Genomic DNA, 22,636 nt, shown 5'->3' on the forward strand with positions numbered 1-22,636 from the left:
GATTCGCCTGAATTTGCAGCAAGGGAGGAGCCTTACTTGTTTATCGTACGCAGGTGCGGTCGATGGGTTTGGGGTTTTGTGCATGAATAATTCCGAACACGGTACTCCCGTGTCAACTGCCTATGCCATCAAAGGTGTGAACAACCGCGTAGCACCGCTGGTTGTTGCCCCTTTTAAAGGTATATCTACCGCTTCTTGCGATTTTCCGGGTGTTGCGGCCGGGGCAGACTTACTTCGCGCTAATCCGTTGAGCACACGTCTGGACGACCGCCTTTTGCACGCGCTTTATCGGGATATGGAGACTGCCACGGTGGGCCATCTTCCGAAAGAAATAGTCAAGGAGGCCGCGTAAATGGGTGGTGACAGTAAATATCTAGGGCTTTGGTACGTTGCGCCCTATGTCATCGGGTTGTTGTTGTTCACGGCGTTTCCATTTATTGCGTCCTTCTACCTGAGCTTCACGGACTACGATCTGCTGTCAAAGCCGGAATGGACCGGCCTTGATAACTATCAAAAATTGTTCACGCGTGATCGGACGTTCGACAAGTCGCTCAAGGTCACCTTGGTCTATGTGTTCATGACAGTGCCGCTAAAGCTGGCCTTTGCTTTGTTCATCGCGGTGATCCTGAATTACCGCCTACGCGCGATCGGTCTGTTTCGGACGGCATTTTATGTGCCTTCGATCCTTGGTGGGTCAATCGCGATTGCGGTTCTATGGCGCTATATCTTTGCTGACACTGGCCTTGTGAACATGATGCTTGAAGGTATCGGGCTGGAAGGTGTGAACTGGTTCGGAGATCCCGAAAACGCATTGTTTACCATCAGCTTGCTACGCTGCTGGCAGTTCGGTTCTGCGATGGTGATTTTCCTCGCCGCGCTGCAGTCAGTAGACAAATCCCTGTACGAGGCCGCGTCGATTGACGGCGCAAACAAATGGCAGTTGTTCCGCTATATTACCCTGCCGCTGATCACACCTGTGATCTTTTTCAACCTGATTATGCAGACGGTGCAGGCGTTCCAAGAATTCAATGGTCCCTACATCATCACCGAAGGCGGCCCGCTGAAATCGACCTATCTGTTGCCGCTTTATATCTATGACAAGGCCTTCAAGAGCTTTGACATGGGCTATGCCAGCGCGATCGCTTGGGTGCTTTTCGTGATCATTATGGTCCTGACTTTGATCGCCTTCTGGTCATCAAAGAAATGGGTCTACTACGCCGGCGACAAGAGGAGCTAAGCGCATGACAGCTATGCCACAAATCAGCGCAGATACCCTTGCGAATATGGAAAAACAGCGGCGTCGAACGCGTATATCATCGGCGTTTCGCTATAGCCTGTTGATCATCGTCGGATTGATCATGGTTTACCCTCTGATCTGGATGTTCGGCGCATCGTTCAAAACCAATGCCGAGATCTTCTCGAGCCCTTCGTTCTGGCCAAAGGAACCCACTGTTCAGGGCTATATCGATGGTTGGAAAACATCGACGCCGTACACCTTTGCAAAGTTCTTTATGAACTCGATGATGATCATCATTCCGAAAATGATAGGGACTGCGATATCATGTACATTGGTCGCCTACGGGTTCGCTCGGTTCGACTTTCCGTTCAAAAAGATCATCTTTTCGACGGTGATAGCAACGCTGCTATTACCCAACGTTGTAACGCGCATTCCACAGTACCTGTTGTTTCGTGACATCGGTTGGTTGGACAGCTTTCTACCGCTGTGGGTGCCTTCGGCATTAGCTGGCGATGCGTTCTTTGTCTTTATGCTGATCCAATTTCTGCGGGCGATCCCACGCGACATGGAAGAAGCTGCCCGCGTTGACGGGGCGAACACGCTGCAAACCTTGATCTACATCGTGGTGCCAATGCTGACGCCTGCGCTGATCTCGGTCTGTTTGTTCCAGTTCATGTGGACGATGAACGACTTTCTTGGGCCGTTGATTTACCTGTCATCGGTTGAAAACTATCCGATCAGCCTTGCGCTGAAACTGTCCATCGACACGACCGAGGCATTCGCTTGGAACCAGATTTTGGCGATGTCCTGTCTGGCGCTCGCGCCGTCACTGATCGTGTTCTTCATGGCACAAAAATATTTCATCGAAGGTATCTCGACCGGGGGGGTCAAAGGCTAATGGCTGAGCTGCAACTAAAATCCGTCGAAAAAATGTACGGCAACGGGTTCAAGGCGGTGCATGGCATCGACCTTGATGTCAAAGACGGTGAATTCATGGTGCTGGTTGGCCCATCAGGCTGCGCCAAATCCACGACACTGCGGATGATCGCCGGGCTGGAAACCATTTCTGGCGGTGAAATTCGGATTGGTGACAAAATCATCAATGACCTGACGCCCGGCAAACGCGGCATCGCGATGGTTTTCCAAAACTACGCGCTTTATCCACATATGAAGGTCCGTAAAAACCTGTCCTTTGGGCTCAAGCTGAAGCGCAAGCCAAAGGACGAGATCGAAGCATCGACTGGCGAAGTTTCGGGCATCCTGGAGATCGACGAACTGTTGGATCGGCTACCCAAACAGCTGTCTGGCGGTCAGGCGCAACGTGTCGCCGTGGGCCGCGCACTGATCAAAAGCCCAGAGGTGTTTTTGTTCGATGAGCCACTGTCGAACCTTGATGCGAAACTACGTGCGTCGATGCGCGTGCGGATCACTGATTTGCATAAACGGCTGCGCGACGAAGGTCGCCCCGCGACGGTGATCTACGTGACACACGATCAGGTCGAGGCCATGACAATGGGCGACCGGATTTGTGTGATGAAAGACGGCCACATCATGCAGGTCGCAGATCCTGTGACGCTATATGAAAAGCCCGCGAACGCGTTTGTCGCCGGTTTTATCGGTATGCCCGAAATGAACCTTGCGGATGCCGAACTCACAATGGATGGCACGCCAAAGCTGACGCTTGCCGGGCAGACGATAACTGCGCCTGCTGATTTGTCAGCGCGTTTGAATGCAGCGCCGGGTCCGGTCACGCTTGGTATTCGTCCACAGCACATGACCATCGAAACTGATGGCGCAGCCGACGCATTTTCCGGCGTTATTCACAACATTGAATTTATGGGACACGAGGTGAACGTTCACGTCACGATTGGTGACGCGGCATTTATCGCGGTCGTTCCAACCGAAAAATTCAACCTCAAATTACAGCGCGGTGATCGCGTAGGTCTGCGCCCTACAGGTGTGCAGATGCATATTTTCGACAAGGCCAGTGGGGAGAACGTGTCGCTGGCTGAATAAAAACGTCAAAGGGAGGAAACCAAATGACGCATATGAAGACACTTCTAGGGGTCGCGCTGACCTCGACTATTTTGGCCGGATCGGCCACCGCAGATGAACTCCGCATGAGCTGGTGGGGCGGTGATAGCCGCCACGCTGCAACCCAAGCTGGGCTTGAGGCTTGCGGCGCTAAGCATGGCCATACGATCAGCCCCGAATTTACAGGCTGGTCTGGTCACTTTGAAAAGGTCGTCACCCAAGTTGCTGGCGGCACCGAAGCCGACATCATGCAGATTAACTGGCCTTGGCTGCCAATCTTGTCTGCCGACGGCACTGGTTTTGCGGACATGAACCAACTGTCCGACACGATTGATCTGTCGAGCTGGGATGCCGCGCAAATTGATGCGGGCACAATGAACGGCGCGTTGAATGGTTTGTCCGTTTCGACGACAGGCCGCTTGTTCGTGTTCAACCCCGGCACCTACGCAAAAGCGGGTTTAGAGGTCCCAACAACTTGGGACGAACTGATGGCTGCGGGTCCGGTATTTCGCGATCAACTGGGCGAAGACTTTTATCCGTTCGAGGCCGCTGGCCTAGACGCTGCTTTGATCGTTACGCTTTACGGCACACAAAAAACGGGCAAGCCCTTGATAGACCCCGCGACAAACACCGTTCTTTGGACGAAAGAAGAACTGGTTGACGCGATTGAGATGTACCAAGCGATGGTCGACGCGCATGTGATCGAAGCTTGGCGTGATCGTGCGGCTGCGGGCAACGTTGCCTTGCACGAAAACCCACGGTGGTCACGCGGTGAAATCGCGGGCACTTACCAGTGGGATTCAACCTATTTCAAAGTCTCTGATCCTTTGGATGAAGGCCAAGAGATTGTTTATACCGGTATCCTTTCCCAGGATGGCCAGCAGACCGAGGGCATCTATCGCAAGTCGTCGATGGTGTTCTCGATCTCGGCTAACTCGGACAACCCCCAAGCCGCGGCAGAAGTGCTGAATTGCCTGTTGAATGAACCCGAAGGCGTGTCCGCAATGGGAACCGCACGCGGCGTTCCAAGTTCAAGCGCGGCAAAGGCATTGCTATCGGACGCAGGTGCTATCGCACCAGAACAGTCTGCAGCGCAGCAATTGGTTCTGGATGCCGAAGGGCCGGCAATCCACCCCTTCATGGAGCACCCAGATGTGCGTTCAGCGATGTCCGATAACCTAGAGCTGTTTGCCTATGGTGAAATCGATGCGGAAACCGCCGCCGATGATATGCTGTATGGCATCAACGAGGCGCTTGAAGACATTAAATAAATCCTTTTGGTGGCGCCGTGGTTTGCGGCGCTACCTATCTCAAACCTAACTGGTTATCCCATGTCTGTTATTGAAACTATTGCTGTGACACCACGCACGGCCACGGTACTGCTATCGCCTGATCAGGCGCTATATCATCTTGCTGAACCTAGGGCGTGGTCGTTGGCAAAGGCCGGAAATGAACCTGTTCAAACAGGCGAAGCCGCTAAGGTTTCAGTGTTTCTAGATGCACTAGAGCCCGACACAAACTATGAATTTCGCACGGCAATGGGTGTGGCAAGGTTTCAGACGCCTCCATGTGCGGGCCTAATCGATTTAACTGACTTTGGTGCAGCTACGGGCAGTGTTGATAATGCGCCTGCGTTTGCGGCGGCGATTGATGCGTTGCCGATAGGTGGGACGCTATACGTACCAGCAGGCAGATATGTTTCCAAACCAATATTTCTACGCAGTGATATGACCTTGTACTTGGCGAAAGGTGCCGAAATCGCCGCGCCGGGTGACCGTGCAGACTGGCCTATTCTTCCAGCTTGGGACGAAAACGGATTGAATGTCGGTACTTGGGAGGGGCTCCCCGAAGCGAGTTTCGCGTCGCCAATTACTGCGATTGGATGTGAAAATTTGACGATCACCGGGCTGGGCCGCATCGACGGTGGCGGTGATAGTGGCGATTGGTGGAGCTGGCCAAAAGAAACCCGAGACGGCGCGCGACGCCCACGGACGTTGTTTTTGGCACATTGCCAGAATGTCACCCTAAGCGGGATCACTGTCGCGAATTCACCTTCTTGGACGGTGCACCCGTTTCATTGCTCAAATCTTATTGCTGCGGCGATGTTTATTCAGAACCCGCCAGACAGTCCAAACACCGATGGCTTCAACCCGGAAAGTTGCGTTGATATGCAGGTGGTTGGGCTAAGGATATCGGTCGGCGATGACTGCATCGCGGTCAAAGCAGGTAAGCGGCAAAAAGGTGATAACCGTCATTTGGCTCCGACAACCCGGCTGACTATCCGTAACTGCCTGATGGAACGTGGCCACGGTGCGGTGGTGCTGGGTTCCGAAATGAGCGGTGACATTACCGATGTGACGATTACGCGTTGCACATTTGATGGTACGGACCGTGGTGTGCGGATCAAAACCCGGCGTGGTCGCGGCGGCAAAGTCGCACGGATCGCGCTTGATATGGTTCACATGGAAAATGTTGCGACACCTTTGGCTGTGAACGCATTTTACTTTTGCGATCCTGACGGTCGCAGTGATGCAGTCCAATCGCGTGATCCCGCACCAGTCGATGAAACCACCCCGTTGATTACCGATATTACACTTAAGAACGTGATGGCAAAGGGCGTGCAGCATGCTGCCGCTGCGCTTATCGGGTTACCCGAAGCGCCGATTACAGGAATTTCGGTTGATGGGTTTTGGGTATCTTACGATCCCAATGCAACACCGGGCGTTCCCGTCATGGCTAGCAACGTCGGCCCAGAACTTCACGCAGGAATTATTACTGAATTTGCCAGATTGGACGGTGATCTGACCGTCCTTTCACCAGAGGAAATCTAGCCATGCTAAGCGACTATTTTGATGCCTACGCGCGTGATCATAAATACTATAAAGGTGGATCATGGTGCTATGAAGACGGGCTCGTTTATCGTGCGCTCGAAGCGATGCATCAGGCGACGGGCGAAGATCGCTGGCTTGATCACCTAAAGCGTTTGGTCGACGGCCAATTAACCGATGCGTCATTGCCGGTTGGGTATGATCCGTCAGAATATAACATCGATCACATCCTGTCTGGACGCGCTTTGGTTTATCTTCACGCGCAAACGGGTGATCCGAAATATATGATTGCGGCCGATTACCTTGCGCTGCAACTGAAACATCATCCGCGCACAAAATCGGGCGTGTATTGGCATAAACTGCGTTACCCTTGGCAAATTTGGTTGGACGGCTTGTACATGGGGCCCACATTTCAGGTGGGTTATGCGCAGGCAATCGGTGATCAGGCGATGGTGCAAGATTCACTGACGCAAATTGCCACCGCACTGAACACAAATCGCGACGCAAAATCAGGCCTATTCGCCCATGCATATGACGAAGCGCGAATGCAGCCTTGGGCGGATAAAAAGACGGGTCATTCTGCGGCTTTTTGGTCTCGTGCAATTGGTTGGGTTGCGATGGCGCTTGTCGATGTTGCCGAAGTCGTATCAGAACAAGAGTTCGCACCGTTACACCAAGACACGGTCGCGCTGCTTGAGAAAATATATGAACTACGTAAGCCCGACGGATTGTGGCTTCAGGTTATTGACCGACCCGACCTTGGTCAAAACTATCAAGAATCTTCGGCTTCTGCGATGTTTGTATATGCGCTGGTCAAAGCATCACGGATCGGCATTTTGCCCGCTAATTATGACGATCTCGTCGATACGCTGATTGATCAAACCGTGCGCCAACGCCCCGATGGTCAGCTAGAGATGTTTGACATGTGCTGGGTTGCTGGACTTGGTCCGTTCGAGGGGCGCTATCGTGACGGCAGCGCAGAGTATTACGTCAGCGAAAAGATTTGTTCTGATGATCCCAAAGGTGTTTCACCATTAATCACGGCCTACGCGTTATCCTTGGAAATCAAAAAGGAACGCGCCGTTGGCTAATGTGCTGCGTCCTCAATTAACCAAGGCGCAAGCTGTTGAATATTCAGCTGCCAATGTGTTGCGCTGTACAGGTGTTGCAGGCGACGAAACGGTTGATCCGTGGTGTCCATGGTTGGATGAATTCATGGGCGGGCAGGTTATGGGCGACCCAGATTATATCGGCACGCCAGACATGGGTTTGGCCGAAGTTGTGAACCAAGCCGTGACAAAATGCGCTGGTCCTGATCGCATTTATATCGGCTTAGAGCCGGGCGTATACAAAGGTCCGGTCTATATCCCTCAGATTACTTGGCAGGGCCGGGCCGTTCCTATCACAATTTATGGAATGGATGGGGATCCAAGCCGCACCAAAATTTCTGCAAATGTCGATGCAGAAATGCCGGGGGACGAATATCAAGACCGATTTGCAGATCTGTTTACGGGACATGCCCCCGAAATTATTGCGATATTTGACCGAATTTCTGCGCACATTAAGATCACGACGGCGAATGCGTCGGTGCTGCGGGTTGAAAACGACGGTTGTCAGCTTCGAAACCTGACACTGGTTAATACTTATAACGCGGATCGGTTGCCACAGGGCGCAGACGATAGCGGTGCGACCCGCGCTGATTTTCAGCAAAGCACCGGGCAACATCAGGCTGTGGCCTTATTGGTTGCAGGCGCAGATAAAGTGCATTGTGAGAACCTGCATCTCGAAAGCTTTCAAGACACGCTTTACCTGAAATCGCCTGCTCCTTTCACAACATCACGGTCGTATTTTAAGGGCTGTAAAATCGCTGGGGATGTGGATTTCATATTTGGTCAAACGACGGCTTATTTCACCGACTGTACGATTGTGTCGCGCGGATCACGTGCGCTTCATGCGTGGGTGGCGGCACCAAGCACGAATATTCGCACATCATTTGGATTCGTGTTCAGCGAATGCACGTTTGCCCATGATGGCAGTGAAAACGCGTTGGCTGGGCGGTTCAGCTTAGGGCGGCAATGGTTTGAATCTGTACGGTCTACGCCGTATGGTGTGACGTCCGTACCGGACTATACTTGTGATCTTGATCATGTGTCAGAATACAACGAACCGAATGGAACGATCAGTCGCGCGACGCTAGAAGCCGTCGGTAAGTGTGTTATTTTGCGTTCTAAAATTGGCGCACATATCAACTCGGCAGCGCCATGGGATGACTGGAACGGCGGTACTTTCGATCGTGATGGTGCATATACGCCCGGCGCTTGGAATGCACGGTTCCGTCCCGTGCAGTTCCGCGCAGCCGATGTGACCTCTGCCCTTTCTGATTGGCTATCGGCGCAGCCGGTCGATCTGTCAGATGTTTCGCCTGATACTGTTTTTCTCGCTGAATTCGATAATCAAGAAATCTGATCAAGTCGCGCTTCCAGTTGGGTTAGCACACGTCGAACAGCGGGGCTTGGGTCGGACCCGCGCCGCTGGATTAATGCATATGCCCCAACGGTCATGTCATGAGCGACATCAAGAATGCGAACATTACTGCCGAGTTGGGCAGGATTCGTAAAAAGCTCGGCCACGGATCGCGCAATTGGTGTGATTGCATTCGTGTCACTGATTAAGCCCATCGTAAGAAGAAGCGAGGACGTACTCAGCACCCGCGCTGGCGGTTCTAAGTCGTGTTCAAGTAGATATGTCTCGGTTGCTGACCGCATGAGACCGTTTTTCGCCTGCATGACCCAATCGTACGCCAAACAGTCCTTTAGCGTTAAATTTGTATTCCGCAAAAGAGGGTGCCCATTTCGGACGACAAGTGCGATTGGTTCTGGGCCGATGGGGCGCAATGTGACAGCGCGCGGATCGGTATTTCCTAAAACACGGCCGAGATAGAAATCGAGACTATGCGCAAGCAGCGCCTCCGATAATTTGTCGGACGTATCCACCAGCACGTCAAATTCAATGTCGGGATAGGTCACCCGCAGTTCCCTTACGACCGGCAAGATAAGTTCTAACCCGGGTCCGGTGACGGTTCCGATCCGTACAATTCCGCGTGCGCCACTGTTGATCAGGCTGATTTCATCGAATGCACTGTCCAGTTCCTGAAGCGTCGTGCGGGCACGCGCGGCAAGCACACGCCCGGCTTCGGTTAAGTCGACACCGCGTGGATGACGTTCGTACAGTTTGCTACCAGATGTTTTTTCAAGCTCTGACAGCAGTCGCGATGCGGCGGGCTGTGTCATCCCTAACTGGTCTGCCGCCGTCGAGATTTGACCAGTGTCTTCGACGCATACGATCAGCCGAAGCTGAGAGAACCGAAGCCCACGTTGGATAAGTCGTGCTGTTTGTCCAGTTTCAGAAACGGATTTAATCATGTGCTTTGATCTATTCATATACCAAATTATGTATATCCAATGTCTAATTTCTGATTTGATTGCAATGACGAAGATTGCGACTGTCTGGCGCGTACCAAGCGTGGTGGGGATGGAAATTGATCCCACGCGAGGTGGCAAAAAGACAACGCATCGGGCCTGTATTCCGTGCTGCGATGCGCCAGGGAGGAAAATATGACTGGTTTTAAGACAATTCTCGCGACCACTGCGTTGGTGGCATTGGGTTCAAGCGCAATCGCGCAGGACTCAGGTTATGTTGGTATCGCGATGCCAACGAAATCATCGGCACGTTGGATCGCTGACGGCGAAAACATGGTGCAGCAGTTTGAAGCCGCCGGATACGAAGTTGATCTGCAATATGCAGAAGACGACATTCCGAACCAACTTGCGCAGATCGAAAACATGATCACCAAGGGCGTTGATGTTTTGGTTATCGCTGCGATTGATGGCACGACACTGTCGAACGCACTGGCCAACGCCGCGGCGTCCGACATCGAAGTAGTGGCCTATGACCGTCTGATCCGCGACAGCGGCGACGTCAGCTATTATGCGACATTCGATAACTTTAAGGTCGGTGTGCAGCAGGCGACCACGATCGTTGACGGTCTTCAGGAACGCTTTCCAGATGACAAGCCGTGGAACGTCGAACTGTTCGGCGGTAGCCCAGATGATAACAACGCTTACTTCTTCTATGACGGTGGGATGTCGGTTCTTCAGCCTCTGATCGACTCTGGTGATATCGTGATCCAGTCCGGCCAAATGGGCATGGATACTGTTGGTACGTTGCGCTGGGATGGTTCCGTTGCGCAGGCGCGCATGGATAACCTGCTGTCTGCCAACTACACGGATGCGACAATTCACGGTGTTCTGTCGCCTTATGATGGTCTGTCGATTGGTATCCTTTCTTCGCTAAAGGGTGTAGGTTACGGATCTGGCGATATGGCAATGCCGATCGTTTCTGGTCAGGATGCCGAAGTACCTTCTGTAAAATCCATGATCGCAGGCGAACAGTATTCCACAGTGTTTAAAGACACTCGTGAACTGGCCCGTGTGACTGTTGGTATGGTCGAAGCCCTGTTGAATGACGGAGAGCCTGAAATCAACGACACAACAACATACGACAACGGCGTAAAAGTCGTGCCGTCTTACCTACTAGAGCCTGTCGCAGTGACAGCTGAAAACTGGGAATCTGTTTTGCTTGAAAGCGGCTATTACAGTGCCGACCAAATCGAGTAATCAACCGCTCCCGTGATGGCGAGTGTTGTTCATGCTTGCCATCAATTTGGTTCCCGCCCGGTCCCCTATTTCAAGGCGGGAACCACCTATTCTAGCTCAGACGAGAGCCTTAAATGTCAACAATTCTAGAAATGCGCGCGATCACCAAGGAATTTCCGGGTGTAAAGGCGCTTGATCAGGTGAGCCTGTCCGTGGCCGAGGGTGAAATTCATGCCTTGGTCGGCGAAAACGGCGCCGGAAAATCGACCCTAATGAAGGTGCTTTCGGGTGTTTACCCACATGGCACCTATACCGGTGATATCGTCTATGACGGTCAGGTCCAAAGCTTTGGCAGCATCCGAGATAGCGAAGACGAAGGTATCATTATTATCCACCAAGAGCTGGCGCTGGTGCCGCTTTTATCGGTGGCAGAAAACATCTTTCTCGGAAACGAACGTGCCAACCGTGGCGTGATTGATTGGCGCAGCACCCGCAACGGTGCCGCCGAAGTTTTGGCGCGCGTCGGGCTGGACGAACACCCCGATACGATTGTCGACAACCTTGGCCTAGGCAAACAGCAACTGGTTGAGATCGCAAAGGCGCTATCGAAAAACGTACGTCTGTTGATTTTGGACGAACCGACATCGTCCCTGAATGAGACCGACAGCGAAAAGCTGTTGGATCTGTTGCTCGAGTTCAAATCGCGGGGCATTACCTCGATCTTGATCTCGCATAAACTGAACGAGATTTCCCGCGTTGCTGATACGATTACAGTGATCCGCGACGGTGCTGCGGTGTCGCGTTTGGATTGCAGTGCGGGCATCAGCGAAGATGATATTATCCGCGATATGGTTGGTCGTTCGCTTGATGACCGCTATCCGCCGCGCATCCCACACGCCCGTGATGAGATCGCGATGGAGGTCAAAAATTGGTGCGTGACGCATCCGCTTCATGCTGAGCGCGAAGTCGTCAAAGACGTGTCGTTCTACGTCAAAAAAGGCGAAGTGCTAGGCATCGCAGGGTTGATGGGTGCTGGCCGTACCGAATTGGCGATGTCCCTGTTTGGGCGCAGCTATGGTGCACACATCCGTGGCGAGGTGTCGATCAACGGTGCACCCGTCCATCTGCCCAATGTGCGCAGCGCGATTAACGCGGGGCTGGCATATGCGACCGAAGATCGGAAAACCTATGGTTTGGTGCTTGATGATACGATCCGGCGCAATGTTCCATTGGCCAACCTTGAAGGTGTTGCGAATGGGATCGTAGTGAACAACGCCAAAGAGGTTGCTGTCGGAAACCAATATCGTGACCGGCTGAACATCAAATCCAGCTCAATCGAGCAGGAAACGGTGAACCTTTCGGGGGGCAACCAGCAAAAGGTCGTCTTGTCCAAATGGCTGTTTTCCGACCCTGAAGTTCTGATCCTTGATGAACCGACGCGGGGCATCGACGTTGGCGCAAAATTCGAAATTTACACGGTGATCCGCGAATTGGCCGCATCAGGCAAAGCGATCATCGTTATCTCTTCTGAATTGCCCGAACTGCTGGGCATCACCGACCGACTTTATGTCATGAACGAAGGCCGCTTTGTCGGTGAAATGCCGACCGAAGACGCGTCGCAAGAAAAAATCATGGCCACCATCATTAAATCAGGGGACCAGGCATGACCCAGGCAACCACCAACACTACCGACGATCAGCCCAAGATGGAGGTCAAATCAAGTTTGTCATTCCTACGCAGCCACATGCGCGAATATGGGATTCTGTTTGCGCTTGTCGCGATCATGATCTTCTTTCAGATCACGACGGGCGGCATTTTGCTAAAGCCAGTCAATCTGACCAACCTGATCCTGCAGAATTCATATATCATCATCATGGCCGTGGGCATGTTGTTGGTCATTGTGGCAGGACATATCGACCTGTCCGTCGGGTCTGTTATGGGGTTTGTCGGTGCGCTGGCCGCTGTGATGATCGTGAACTGGGATATTCCCTATCCGATTGCTGCTGTGCTTTGCCTGATTGCAGGCGGGATCATCGGTATGGCCCAAGGTTTCTGGATCGCCTATCTACGCATTCCATCGTTCATTGTGACTTTGGCGGGGATGCTGGTGTTTAAGGGGCTGACACTTTGGCTGCTGGCCGGTCAATCCGTTGGTCCATTCCCCAAACAGTTTCAGCTTATTTCGTCAGGGTTCATTCCTGATCTGTTTAACGGCGAGAACCTGAACCTGTTTTCACTATTCATCGGTGTTGCTGTGGCATTGTTGATTGTGGGCTTGGCCGTGCGCAGCCGGATGGAGGCCGCAAAGACAGGCAGCATCGAAGAACCCATCACATTCTTTGTCGCCAAAAACGGTCTGATCTTTGTTGCTCTGGTCTACATGAGCTGGCTGATGGCCGATTTCCGTGGCTTGCCGAATGTGTTCATCGTTATGGCGCTCTTGATCGCGATCTATTCGTTCATCACGTCCCGCACCACGATGGGTCGCCGGATTTACGCTATTGGCGGTAATGAAAAGGCCGCAATGCTGTCCGGCATCAACAGTAAAAAAATATCATTCCTAACATTTGCCAATATGGGTGTGCTTGCCGCCCTAGCCGGGCTGGTTTTCGCCGCACGCTTGAACACAGCAACCCCCAAGGCAGGGCTGGGATTCGAGCTTGATGTGATCGCAGCTGTGTTCATTGGCGGCGCGTCGATGGCTGGCGGCGTTGGTACTGTTGTGGGTGCCGTGATCGGTGCCTTCATCATGGGTGTGATGAACAACGGTATGTCGATCCTGGGGATCGGTATTGACTGGCAGCAGGTGATTAAGGGTCTCGTGCTTTTGGCCGCGGTTGTCTTTGACGTTCTCAACAAGAAGAAAGGCTGATCAGATGCTGATTTCACAATACCGCAAGGCTGATGGCCGTACTCAAATCGTTGCTCGTGATGGCACCGAAGCATTCGAAGTCAATTCGGATCAATCGCTTTACGAAATGGCGATGGATTGCGCCGCGAGCGGCCAAACCTTGCATGGTCACATTTCAAATGTTGGTCTTGGCGCAGCCGTTGATCTAGAGGCGCTTTATGCCGCAGGTAGCCTGCTACCACCGCTTACCCATCCCGATCCTGCACATTTGCATCTAACGGGAACGGGTTTAACCCATCTTGGGTCTGCGTCAACGCGCGCTTCGATGCATGCAAAGGCCGACGAAGAAACAGATTCCATGAAGATGTTTCGTATGGGCGTCGAAAGCGGCAAGCCTGATGCTGGGCAGGTCGGTGTGCAGCCTGAATGGTTCTACAAAGGCACAGGTGCCGCACTGGTCGCGCCCGGTGCACCTTTGGTATCACCATCATTTGCTTTGGATGGGGGGGAAGAACCTGAATTAGCTGGTCTTTATATCATTGGTGCAGACGGCACGCCGTTCCGGTTGGGCTTTGCGCTTGCTAATGAATTCTCGGATCATGTGACTGAACGGCAGAACTATCTGTACCTTGCGCATTCCAAATTGCGCCCGTGTTCTGTTGGACCCGAGATGTTGATCGGTGACCTGCCAGATAGCGTAGAGGGCACAAGCAAAATCACCCGAGGCGATACCGTGCTATTCGAAAAGCCATTTTTATCGGGCGAAACGAACATGTCGCACACGATTGCCAACCTTGAACATCACCATTTCAAATACGACGTGTTCTGTCAGCCTGGCGATGTGCATGTGCACATGTTTGGCACGGCGACCCTGTCGTTTGCCGATGGCATTGTCCCCCAAGATGGCGATGTTTTTGAAATCAACGCGCCTGATTTCGGCCTGCCATTGCGCAATTCCCTTTCGACCACCCCCGCGGTTAACGGCGCTGTTGCCGTCCGTAAACTGTAGGAGCCAGTAAATGACTTTTATCCCCGCCGAATGGCCCCGCAAGCTACGTTCCCAAGAATGGTACGGCGGGAACTCTCGTGATAATATCTATCACCGTGGCTGGTTGAAGAACCAAGGTTATCCGCATGATCTGTTCGACGGACGACCCGTTATTGGCATCTTAAACACATGGTCTGAACTAACCCCATGCAACGGCCATCTGCGTGAACTGGCCGAAAAAGTCAAAGCCGGGATTTGGGAGGCAGGCGGTTTCCCTGTTGAGGTGCCTGTGTTTTCAGCGTCAGAAAACACGTTCCGCCCCACTGCGATGATGTACCGCAACCTTGCTGCGATGGCGGTAGAAGAAGTCATGCGCGCTCAGCCGATTGACGGTGCCGTTCTTTTGGTCGGATGTGACAAGACAACGCCTAGCCTGATGATGGGTGCCGCTAGCACTGACATTCCGTCTATCGTTGTGACCGGCGGACCAATGTTGAACGGTTGGTTCCGTGGCGAACGTGTCGGATCGGGCACCGCGCTTTGGCAAATGTCCGAAGACATCAAAGCCGGTAAAATGTCCCAAGAAGATTTTCTTGAGGCCGAGCAAGCCATGAGCCGTTCATCGGGTACATGTAATACGATGGGCACAGCATCGACCATGGCATCAATGGCCGAGGCGCTGGGTATGGCACTGTCAGGGAACGCGGCAATTCCCGGCGTTGATAGCCGCCGCAAGGTGATGGCACAGATGACGGGTCGCCGGATCGTACAGATGGTCAAAGATGATCTGAAACCATCTGACATTTTGACCAAAGAAGCGTTTGAAAACGCTATCCGCACCAATGGCGCAATCGGCGGTTCGACCAACGCAGTAATCCACCTTCTCGCGCTTGCTGGTCGGGTCGAAGTTGATCTGACGCTAGATGATTGGGATCGTTGCGGACGTGACGTTCCGACGATTGTGAACCTGATGCCATCGGGCAAATACCTGATGGAGGAATTCTTTTATGCGGGTGGTCTGCCTGTTGTTTTAAAACGCCTGGGCGAGGCAGGGTTGTTGCACAAAGACGCTCTGACTGTATCCGGTGATGCTATCTGGGACGAAGTCAAAGACGCGACCAACTGGAATGCAGACGTTATTCTGCCCGTCGAAAAAGCGCTTGCCGCGTCTGGCGGGATTGCCGTGCTAAAGGGAAACCTTGCGCCGAACGGGGCGGTCCTCAAACCCTCGGCAGCCAGCCCACATCTGATGAAACATCGCGGCCGCGCTGTCGTGTTCGAAGACATCGACGACTATAAGGCCAAGATCAACGATGACACGCTGGATATCGACGAAAACTGCGTGATGGTCCTGAAAAACTGCGGGCCAAAGGGTTATCCCGGTATGTCCGAGGTCGGCAACATGGGGCTACCGCCCAAGGTGCTGAAGAAAGGGATTACCGATATGGTTCGTATCTCTGACGCGCGCATGTCTGGCACTGCATATGGCACCGTTGTTTTGCACACGACGCCTGAAGCGGCAGCAGGTGGCCCGCTGGCCGTCGTTCAAAACGGAGACATGATTGAACTGGACGTCGAAGCACGGCGCGTTCACCTTGATATCAGCGACGAAGAATTGGCCGCCCGGCTGGCTGCGTGGCAAGCCCCGAAAAACGGTGTGGTCGGCGGCTACACACGCATGTATCTCGATCATGTCGAAGGTGCGGACACTGGTGCGGACTTTGACGTTCTCAAAGGACAACGTGGAAACGAGGTACCCCGTGACAGCCACTAAGATTGCCATTCTCGGCGTGGGCAAAATTGCCTGCGATCAACATATCCCAGCGATTGCTGGTAACGAAACGATGGAGCTTGCCGCGACGGTCAGCCGTTCAGGCGGTGTTGATGGCGTGGATAACTATGCTGATATCGACGCGCTGACTGCGGAGCGTTCGGATATCACCGCGCTATCGCTGTGTATGCCGCCGCAGCCACGCTATGACATCGCGGTCAAATCGTTGATGGCGGGCAAGCATACGATGCTTGAAAAACCACCCGGCGCGACGGTGTCTGAGGTTCTGAAGCTTGAAAAACTGGCCAAGGCAAAGGGCGTGACCCTATTTGCGACATGGCATTCACGTTACGCCGCTGGCGTCGCAGCCGCACGTGGTTGGCTGTCTGATCGGCAGATCACCTCGGTTCAAATCGACTGGAAAGAAGACGTGCGCCGCTGGCATCCCGGCCAAGACTGGATCTGGGAAGCAGGCGGTCTGGGCGTGTTTGATCCCGGCATCAATGCATTGTCGATCATGACAGAAATCCTGCCGAACCCCGTGCACCTGACCGCATCGACGCTGTCTTTTCCGGAAAACCGTGCAACGCCAATTGCGGCTGATCTGACCTTTGCTGGCCCGGCAGGGATGACTGTCAAAGCTGATTTTGACTGGCGCCAAGAAGGCCCACAAACGTGGAATATCACGGTCGAAACCACCGAAGGCACGCTAAAGCTGACAGATGGTGGTGCGGCGCTGACTATCAACGGCGCTGTTCAGACCGTTCCAGACGCTGGCGAATATCCCGGCTTATATCACCGTTTTGCCGAATTGATCGAAGCAGGTCATTCAGATGTAGATATCAGCCCGCTTTTGCATGTGGCTGACGCCTTCATGCTGGGTGACCGAAAAACAGTCGCGCCCTTTCATGAATGAACCAAAGGACCAACCATGACCGATACAACTCTTACCGGACAACATCTGATCGCTGGCGAATGGGTCGATGGCGGTACGCCGTTCCAATCTGATCCCGCGAGCGGCGAAGTTATGACCGTTCTTTGTGGCGGGCAAGCCGAAGTAGATGCCGCCGTGCAAGCGGCTGAAGACGCGTATCTGACATATGGTTGGAGCACACGTGAAACACGCGCGGAGTTTCTTGAGGCGATTGCTGAAGAAATCGACGCGCGTGGCGATCAGCTGACGGCAATTGGTCACGCCGAAACTGGCCTGCCAGAGGCCCGTTTGCAGGGCGAACGCGGCCGTACATGCGGCCAGCTTCGTTTATTCGCGGACCACATCCGTAAGGGTGACTATCTTGACCGACGTCATGATGTTGCACTGCCGGATCGTGCTCCACTTCCACGTCCTGACCTGCGCATGATCCAACGACCAATCGGCCCTGTCGGCGTGTTTGGGGCCTCAAACTTCCCACTCGCGTTTTCAACAGCTGGTGGCGATACGGCATCTGCGCTGGCTGCAGGCTGCCCGGTTGTGTTCAAGGGTCACCCCGGTCACCCCGGTACCGGCGAATTGGTTGCCCGCGCGATTGACGCGGCAATAAAACGGACTGGCATGCCTGCTGGAACATTTGGTTTCGTGCAATCCAACACGAACGAAGCGGGCGAAGCATTAGTTCGCCACCCGCTAATCCGCGCGGTTGGTTTTACTGGATCATATGGCGGCGGCAAAGCGTTGTTCGATATCGCAATATCACGCCCTGAACCGATCCCGTTCTTCGGCGAACTTGGTGCGATCAACCCAGTATTCGTAATGGATAACGCCTTGGCCACACGTGGCGATGACATCGCCAAAGGCTGGGCAGCATCGCTGACCATGGGGGTGGGGCAATTCTGCACAAACCCCGGCGTTGTGATTTTGGCGGCAGGTGATGCGGCTGAACAATTCGCAACGACGGCTGCCGCGGCCTTGGGTGATGTTGCACCTCAAGTCATGCTGACCGATGGAACCGCAGCTGCCTATGGCCGTGGGGTTCAGGCATTGGCGGATGCTGGTGTCGCAACTGCGCTGAACACCCCTGCTGACGCCCCCGCCCGCTGCGCCGCCCCTGCTGCGTTCCGCGTATCCGGTGCTGACTGGCTTGCGCATCCTGAGCTTGCGCATGAAGTATTTGGACCGGCAGGCATTCTAATTTTCGCCAACGACGCAGCCGAACGGCAAAAAATAGCAACCCAGCTCGATGGTCAGCTTACTGTCACGCTGCAAATGGACGATGCTGACACCGACGCAGCCCGGCCATTGATGCCGATCTTTGAACGCAAAGCCGGCCGTATTTTGGTGAACGGTTTCCCCACGGGGGTCGAAGTGGCCGATGCTATGGTGCACGGTGGGCCTTTCCCAGCATCGACGAATTTCGGGGCAACTAGTGTTGGAACCATGGCGATCCGGAGGTTCGTAAGACCAGTCTGTTTCCAAGGAATACCAGAAGCACTGCTTCCTGCAGATTTGCGGGGCTAAGATAGGATGATTCTGGCGGACATCGCCAGGATCACGCAAATTCCAGCGCTACGATAGACGCAAACCTATTGTGGCGCTTTTTTTGTGCACGTTCGCGATTGTTATCTGTCGGGGAAAACGACTTGGTGCCCAGGAGAGGACTCGAACCTCCACGTCCATACAGACACCAGCACCTGAAGCTGGCGCGTCTACCAATTCCGCCACCTGGGCAGGTGTCGTAGGGGGCGATTTAAGGTGGTGGCGCGGTGCTGTCAACGCGATTCGACTGGAAAAATGCGATAGTTAAAGGAACGTAGCATGAAACCTTTCAAATGCGGCTTGTCTGGCAATAGGTGGCCGGGTAAACCGTGGCAAACGAGCAAAGAGGCCTTGCCATGTCTAAGCTAGTCACCATTTTCGGCGGATCCGGTTTTGTGGGGCGCTATATCGCCCGTCGCATGGCCCTTGAAGGTTGGCGCGTTCGCGTTGCCGTGCGCTCTGTAAACGAAGCAATGTTCGTGCGTCCTTACGGTGTTGTGGGGCAGGTTGAACCTATTTTCTGTAATATCCGTGATGACGCAAGCGTAGCGGCCGTTACCGAAGGTGCTGACGTGGTTGTTAACTGTGTTGGACTGTTGGACGAGGCAGGCAAAAACACCTTTGATGCCGTTCATGCCGATGGCGCAGGGCGCATTGCCCGTATCGCATCTGATTTGAACGTTGCGCGTATGGTTCATATCTCGGCGATTGGGGCTGATGAAAACGCGCCCAGCGTATACGGGCGCACCAAAGCCGCCGGCGAAGCCGCTGTACTGGCAGGTTTTCCGGGGGCCGTCATACTACGTCCATCAATTGTATTTGGCCCAGAAGACACATTCTTTAATCGCTTTGCGGGCATGTCCCGGTTTGGACCGGTTTTGCCAATCGTTGGTGCGGCGACCCTATTTCAACCGGTTTATGTTGATGATGTCGCTGCTGCTGCTGCAACGGCAATCATAGGCGATGCAGAAGCAGGCGTTTATGAGTTGGGTGGACCAGACGTTCATAGTTTCCGCAGTTTGATGCAAAAGATGCTGGGTGTTGTGCGTCGTCGTCGTTTGATCGTGAATATTCCGTTTTGGATTGCTCGGATCATGGCGTGGGGCTTTGGCGTTGGTCGTACCTTGTCGCTTGGTTTGGTCAAAGGGCCGGTCACAAAAGATCAGGTTGCAAGTTTAACGGTTGATAATGTCGTTTCCGAAGGCGCCAAGGGATTGGATGCCTTTGGTATTCAGGCAACGTCGCTTGATGCGGTGCTTCCTGACTACCTGTGGCGCTTTCGTCCGTCGGGTCAATACGACGCAATCAAAGAATCTGCGAAAAACTTAAAAGCCTAAGTGTAAGCGATCCATAAAAGTATTACGCCCAGCGCCAGTCGATAGACGACGTAGGGCGTGTAGCTTACTGCGCGCAGTAGTCGCATCATCAGTGTTAGCGCAATGAGAGCGGCAAGAAATGACATTACCACGACAATACCAATGTCGCGCAGCGCGCCCACGTCTGTAGCGCCAACAAGGTCCAAGCTAAGTAGGCTGGCTGATGCGATGATAGTTGGGATCGACATCAGCATCGATAGTTTAGCCGCATCTGTGCGCGTATAGCCAAGCAGGCGCCCTGCTGTGATGGTGATGCCCGACCGCGACGTGCCGGGGATAAGTGCAACAGCTTGCCAGATACCCATTTTGATCGCGTCTTTTATGGTCCATTGATCTGTTGTTTTGACTGTGGGTCCGGTTTGGTCTGCCCAGTATAGAACCACTCCAAAGATCGTCATGGTCCATCCGATCACCGCAATGCCACGTAGATGGTCTGTTATTCCGGTTATTTTCAGGAAAAGTCCAAATACAATAACCGGAATGGTTGCGATGATCAGGCCTAGCGCGAGTTTCGCGCCTTGTGTGTCTACCTTGCCTTGGATTAGCCGCAGCGTGCCGCCGATAGCAATCCGAACGTCCGTCCAGAAATACAGGACAACAGCCGCAAGTGTTCCGACATGGGCTGCGACATCTATAATTTGTCCTTGGTCGTCCAATCCTGTCAGGGAAGGCAGTAAAATTAGATGCCCAGACGAAGAAATCGGCAAGAATTCGGTGATCCCTTGAATAAGTGCCACAAGGAGGAGGTTAAATGTTGTCATCTGAATGTGCCTGCGATTCGCTTTTTCTCAACCTAACCTGATGCGAATTGGGGGGAAGGGAATATGTATGTCCGAATCGGACCTAATATTTGCAAAGTAACAAGCTAAGAGTGCTTGATTGGATAAATTTATTTCAATATAGGTCAGTCATACTGACTTTTCATTTCGAAAGTTCCGATTTAAAAGGCAGTTCGCTCTGTAATACGGGAGGACGGCGTATGGCTGGCCAGAAAATGCTAAAATTCACTGCAGTAGACCGCGAGATGCCGGAAAAGCGCCCGCCGAATCTGCGTAAGCAGGATTTTGGTGAAATCTACGCCGAGTTCGCGACGGCGAAAGCAGCCGAGCAAGCGAGCCGTTGTTCGCAATGTGGTGTGCCATATTGTCAGTCGCACTGCCCATTACACAACAACATCCCAGACTGGCTACGCCTAACTGCCGAAGGCCGTCTGGAAGAAGCCTACGAGATTTCACAGGCGACAAACACGTTTCCCGAAATCTGTGGCCGCATTTGTCCGCAGGACCGTCTGTGCGAAGGTAACTGTGTGATCGAACAGTCTGGCCACGGCACTGTGACCATCGGTTCGGTTGAAAAATACGTTACTGACACCGCGTTCGAGGAAGGTTGGGTTAAACCGATCCGCCCAAGCGCTGAGCGTTCAGAAAGCGTTGGCATCATCGGTGCTGGTCCGGGTGGTTTGGCTGCGGCGGACATGCTGCGTCGTCAAGGTGTGCAGGTCACTGTCTACGATCGCTATGATCGTGGGGGCGGCCTGCTTACCTACGGTATTCCCGGTTTTAAGCTGGAAAAAGACGTTGTCATGAAACGTATGGCCCAGTTGGAAGACGGCGGCGTACAGTTTGTGTTGAACTGTAACGTTGGCGAGGATCTTTCTTTTGATGCGATCCGCGGCAAGCATGACGCTGTGCTGATCGCGACTGGCGTTTATAAAACACGTGATCTGCCTGATTCAGATGCCGAAGGTATCGTGAACGCGATTGATTTCTTGACTGTCAGCAACCGCCACGGATTTGGTGATGTTGTTCCTGAATTCGAAAGCGGTGAACTTAACGCTGCTGGCAAGCGCGTTGTTGTGATTGGCGGCGGTGATACTGCGATGGATTGTGTGCGCACATCTATTCGTCAGGGTGCCGAAAGCGTGAAATGTCTGTATCGTCGTGACCGTGCCAACATGCCGGGTTCTCAGCGCGAAGTTCAGAACGCCGAAGAAGAAGGTGTTGAATTCGTCTGGCTTGCTGCCCCTGATGGGTTCGAAGGTGGACCTGTTTCTGGTGTAAAAGTGCAAAAGATGCGTCTTGGCGCACCGGACGCAACTGGCCGCCAAGCACCCGAAGTTATCGAAGGTGCAGATTACGTTGAACCTGCTGACCTTGTGATCAAGGCGCTTGGTTTCTCGCCCGAGGATCTTCCGACGCTTTGGGGGACCGAAGGTCTGGAGGTCACCCGTTGGGGTACCGTCAAAGCCGAGTTCGGAACAGGCGCGACCAGCCTTGAAGGCGTGTATGCTGCAGGTGACATCGTGCGCGGTGCCTCGCTTGTTGTGTGGGCTATCCGTGATGGGCGTGACACAGCCACTGCAATCTTGGACTATCTGAACGAGGCTGCCGCCGTCGCAGCCGAATAAACTTCGCCACATCACT

General features: G+C 53.4%; 19 protein-coding genes and 1 tRNA gene. 17 read left to right on the forward strand and 3 right to left on the reverse strand.

From position 1 onward, the window contains the following. Window positions 1–82: 82 nt before the first annotated feature. Genes CYQ09_RS16570 through CYQ09_RS16605 form a run of 8 tightly spaced genes read left to right on the forward strand, consistent with a single transcriptional unit; the run spans window position 83 to window position 8,565 of the window. Window positions 83–352 carry a hypothetical protein gene (locus CYQ09_RS16570; RefSeq protein ID WP_106746506.1) on the forward strand — a complete coding sequence of 90 codons (270 nt, stop codon included), beginning with the start codon at window positions 83–85 and terminating at the stop codon, window positions 350–352. After that, window positions 353–1,237, forward strand: a complete 885-nt coding sequence (locus CYQ09_RS16575) for a carbohydrate ABC transporter permease (RefSeq protein ID WP_106746507.1) — start codon at window positions 353–355, stop codon at window positions 1,235–1,237. 4 nt (window positions 1,238–1,241) lie between these two features. Continuing rightward, complete coding sequence (locus CYQ09_RS16580) at window positions 1,242–2,135, forward strand: carbohydrate ABC transporter permease (RefSeq protein WP_204353978.1); 894 nt, start codon at window positions 1,242–1,244, stop codon at window positions 2,133–2,135. Further along, entirely contained in the window at window positions 2,135–3,253 is a 1,119-nt protein-coding gene (locus CYQ09_RS16585) for an ABC transporter ATP-binding protein (RefSeq protein ID WP_106746508.1), read from the forward strand. Before CYQ09_RS16580 ends, CYQ09_RS16585 begins: the two co-directional genes overlap by 1 nt. A gap of 23 nt (window positions 3,254–3,276) precedes the next feature. Then, entirely contained in the window at window positions 3,277–4,542 is a 1,266-nt protein-coding gene (locus CYQ09_RS16590; RefSeq protein ID WP_239495985.1) for an ABC transporter substrate-binding protein, read from the forward strand. 60 nt (window positions 4,543–4,602) lie between these two features. Then, window positions 4,603–6,102: a glycoside hydrolase family 28 protein gene (locus CYQ09_RS16595; RefSeq protein ID WP_106746510.1), complete on the forward strand. Its 1,500-nt coding sequence runs from the start codon at window positions 4,603–4,605 to the stop codon at window positions 6,100–6,102. 2 nt (window positions 6,103–6,104) lie between these two features. Next, window positions 6,105–7,190: a glycoside hydrolase family 88/105 protein gene (locus CYQ09_RS16600; protein ID WP_106746511.1), complete on the forward strand. Its 1,086-nt coding sequence runs from the start codon at window positions 6,105–6,107 to the stop codon at window positions 7,188–7,190. Between the two features lies 1 nt (window position 7,191). Beyond that, window positions 7,192–8,565, forward strand: a complete 1,374-nt coding sequence (locus CYQ09_RS16605; RefSeq protein WP_106746512.1) for a pectinesterase family protein — start codon at window positions 7,192–7,194, stop codon at window positions 8,563–8,565. On the opposite strand, the gene CYQ09_RS16610 is transcribed toward CYQ09_RS16605, so the two are convergent. Next, window positions 8,553–9,521: a LysR family transcriptional regulator gene (locus CYQ09_RS16610; protein ID WP_106746513.1), complete on the reverse strand. Its 969-nt coding sequence runs from the start codon at window positions 9,519–9,521 to the stop codon at window positions 8,553–8,555. The genes CYQ09_RS16605 and CYQ09_RS16610 overlap by 13 nt on opposite strands. A gap of 192 nt (window positions 9,522–9,713) precedes the next feature. Here CYQ09_RS16610 and chvE point away from each other — a divergent pair, with 192 nt between their 5' ends. The 7 genes from chvE to CYQ09_RS16650 all read left to right on the forward strand — a co-directional run bounded on the left by chvE (window position 9,714) and on the right by CYQ09_RS16650 (window position 18,819). After that, window positions 9,714–10,775, forward strand: coding sequence for a multiple monosaccharide ABC transporter substrate-binding protein (gene chvE / locus CYQ09_RS16620; protein ID WP_106746515.1), 1,062 nt, complete (start codon window positions 9,714–9,716; stop codon window positions 10,773–10,775). A 113-nt stretch (window positions 10,776–10,888) separates the two neighbouring features. Then, window positions 10,889–12,421, forward strand: coding sequence for a multiple monosaccharide ABC transporter ATP-binding protein (gene mmsA, locus CYQ09_RS16625; RefSeq protein WP_106746516.1), 1,533 nt, complete (start codon window positions 10,889–10,891; stop codon window positions 12,419–12,421). Further along, on the forward strand, window positions 12,418–13,626 hold the full coding sequence (gene mmsB, locus CYQ09_RS16630; RefSeq protein WP_106746517.1) for a multiple monosaccharide ABC transporter permease: 1,209 nt from the start codon (window positions 12,418–12,420) through the stop codon (window positions 13,624–13,626). The genes mmsA and mmsB overlap by 4 nt, the downstream gene beginning before the upstream one ends. 4 nt (window positions 13,627–13,630) lie before the next feature. Further along, window positions 13,631–14,614 (forward strand): AraD1 family protein, encoded by a 984-nt coding sequence (gene araD1 / locus CYQ09_RS16635; protein WP_106746518.1) that lies wholly within the window; start codon window positions 13,631–13,633, stop codon window positions 14,612–14,614. A 10-nt stretch (window positions 14,615–14,624) separates the two neighbouring features. After that, window positions 14,625–16,367, forward strand: coding sequence for an L-arabinonate dehydratase (araD, locus tag CYQ09_RS16640; RefSeq protein ID WP_106746519.1), 1,743 nt, complete (start codon window positions 14,625–14,627; stop codon window positions 16,365–16,367). Beyond that, complete coding sequence (locus CYQ09_RS16645) at window positions 16,354–17,280, forward strand: Gfo/Idh/MocA family protein (protein ID WP_204353980.1); 927 nt, start codon at window positions 16,354–16,356, stop codon at window positions 17,278–17,280. Before araD ends, CYQ09_RS16645 begins: the two co-directional genes overlap by 14 nt. A gap of 15 nt (window positions 17,281–17,295) precedes the next feature. Further along, window positions 17,296–18,819, forward strand: a complete 1,524-nt coding sequence (locus tag CYQ09_RS16650) for an aldehyde dehydrogenase (NADP(+)) (RefSeq protein ID WP_106746520.1) — start codon at window positions 17,296–17,298, stop codon at window positions 18,817–18,819. 123 nt (window positions 18,820–18,942) lie between these two features. On the opposite strand, the gene CYQ09_RS16655 is transcribed toward CYQ09_RS16650, so the two are convergent. Further along, window positions 18,943–19,029 (reverse strand) — tRNA-Leu (locus CYQ09_RS16655). Between the two features lie 164 nt (window positions 19,030–19,193). On the opposite strand from CYQ09_RS16655, the gene CYQ09_RS16660 reads away from it, so the two are divergent. Next, on the forward strand, window positions 19,194–20,174 hold the full coding sequence (locus CYQ09_RS16660; protein ID WP_106746521.1) for a complex I NDUFA9 subunit family protein: 981 nt from the start codon (window positions 19,194–19,196) through the stop codon (window positions 20,172–20,174). Here CYQ09_RS16660 and CYQ09_RS16665 read toward each other — a convergent pair. Continuing rightward, entirely contained in the window at window positions 20,171–20,974 is an 804-nt protein-coding gene (locus CYQ09_RS16665) for an undecaprenyl-diphosphate phosphatase (protein WP_106746522.1), read from the reverse strand. The genes CYQ09_RS16660 and CYQ09_RS16665 overlap by 4 nt on opposite strands. Before the next feature lie 218 nt (window positions 20,975–21,192). Between CYQ09_RS16665 and CYQ09_RS16670 the strand changes: the two genes are divergently transcribed. Continuing rightward, entirely contained in the window at window positions 21,193–22,620 is a 1,428-nt protein-coding gene (locus CYQ09_RS16670; RefSeq protein ID WP_106746523.1) for an NAD(P)-dependent oxidoreductase, read from the forward strand. The last annotated feature ends 16 nt before the right edge of the window (window positions 22,621–22,636 follow it).

Origin of the sequence: Yoonia maritima (assembly GCF_002933395.1) — a bacterium.
Taxonomy (GTDB): Bacteria; Pseudomonadota; Alphaproteobacteria; order Rhodobacterales; family Rhodobacteraceae; genus Yoonia; species Yoonia maritima_A.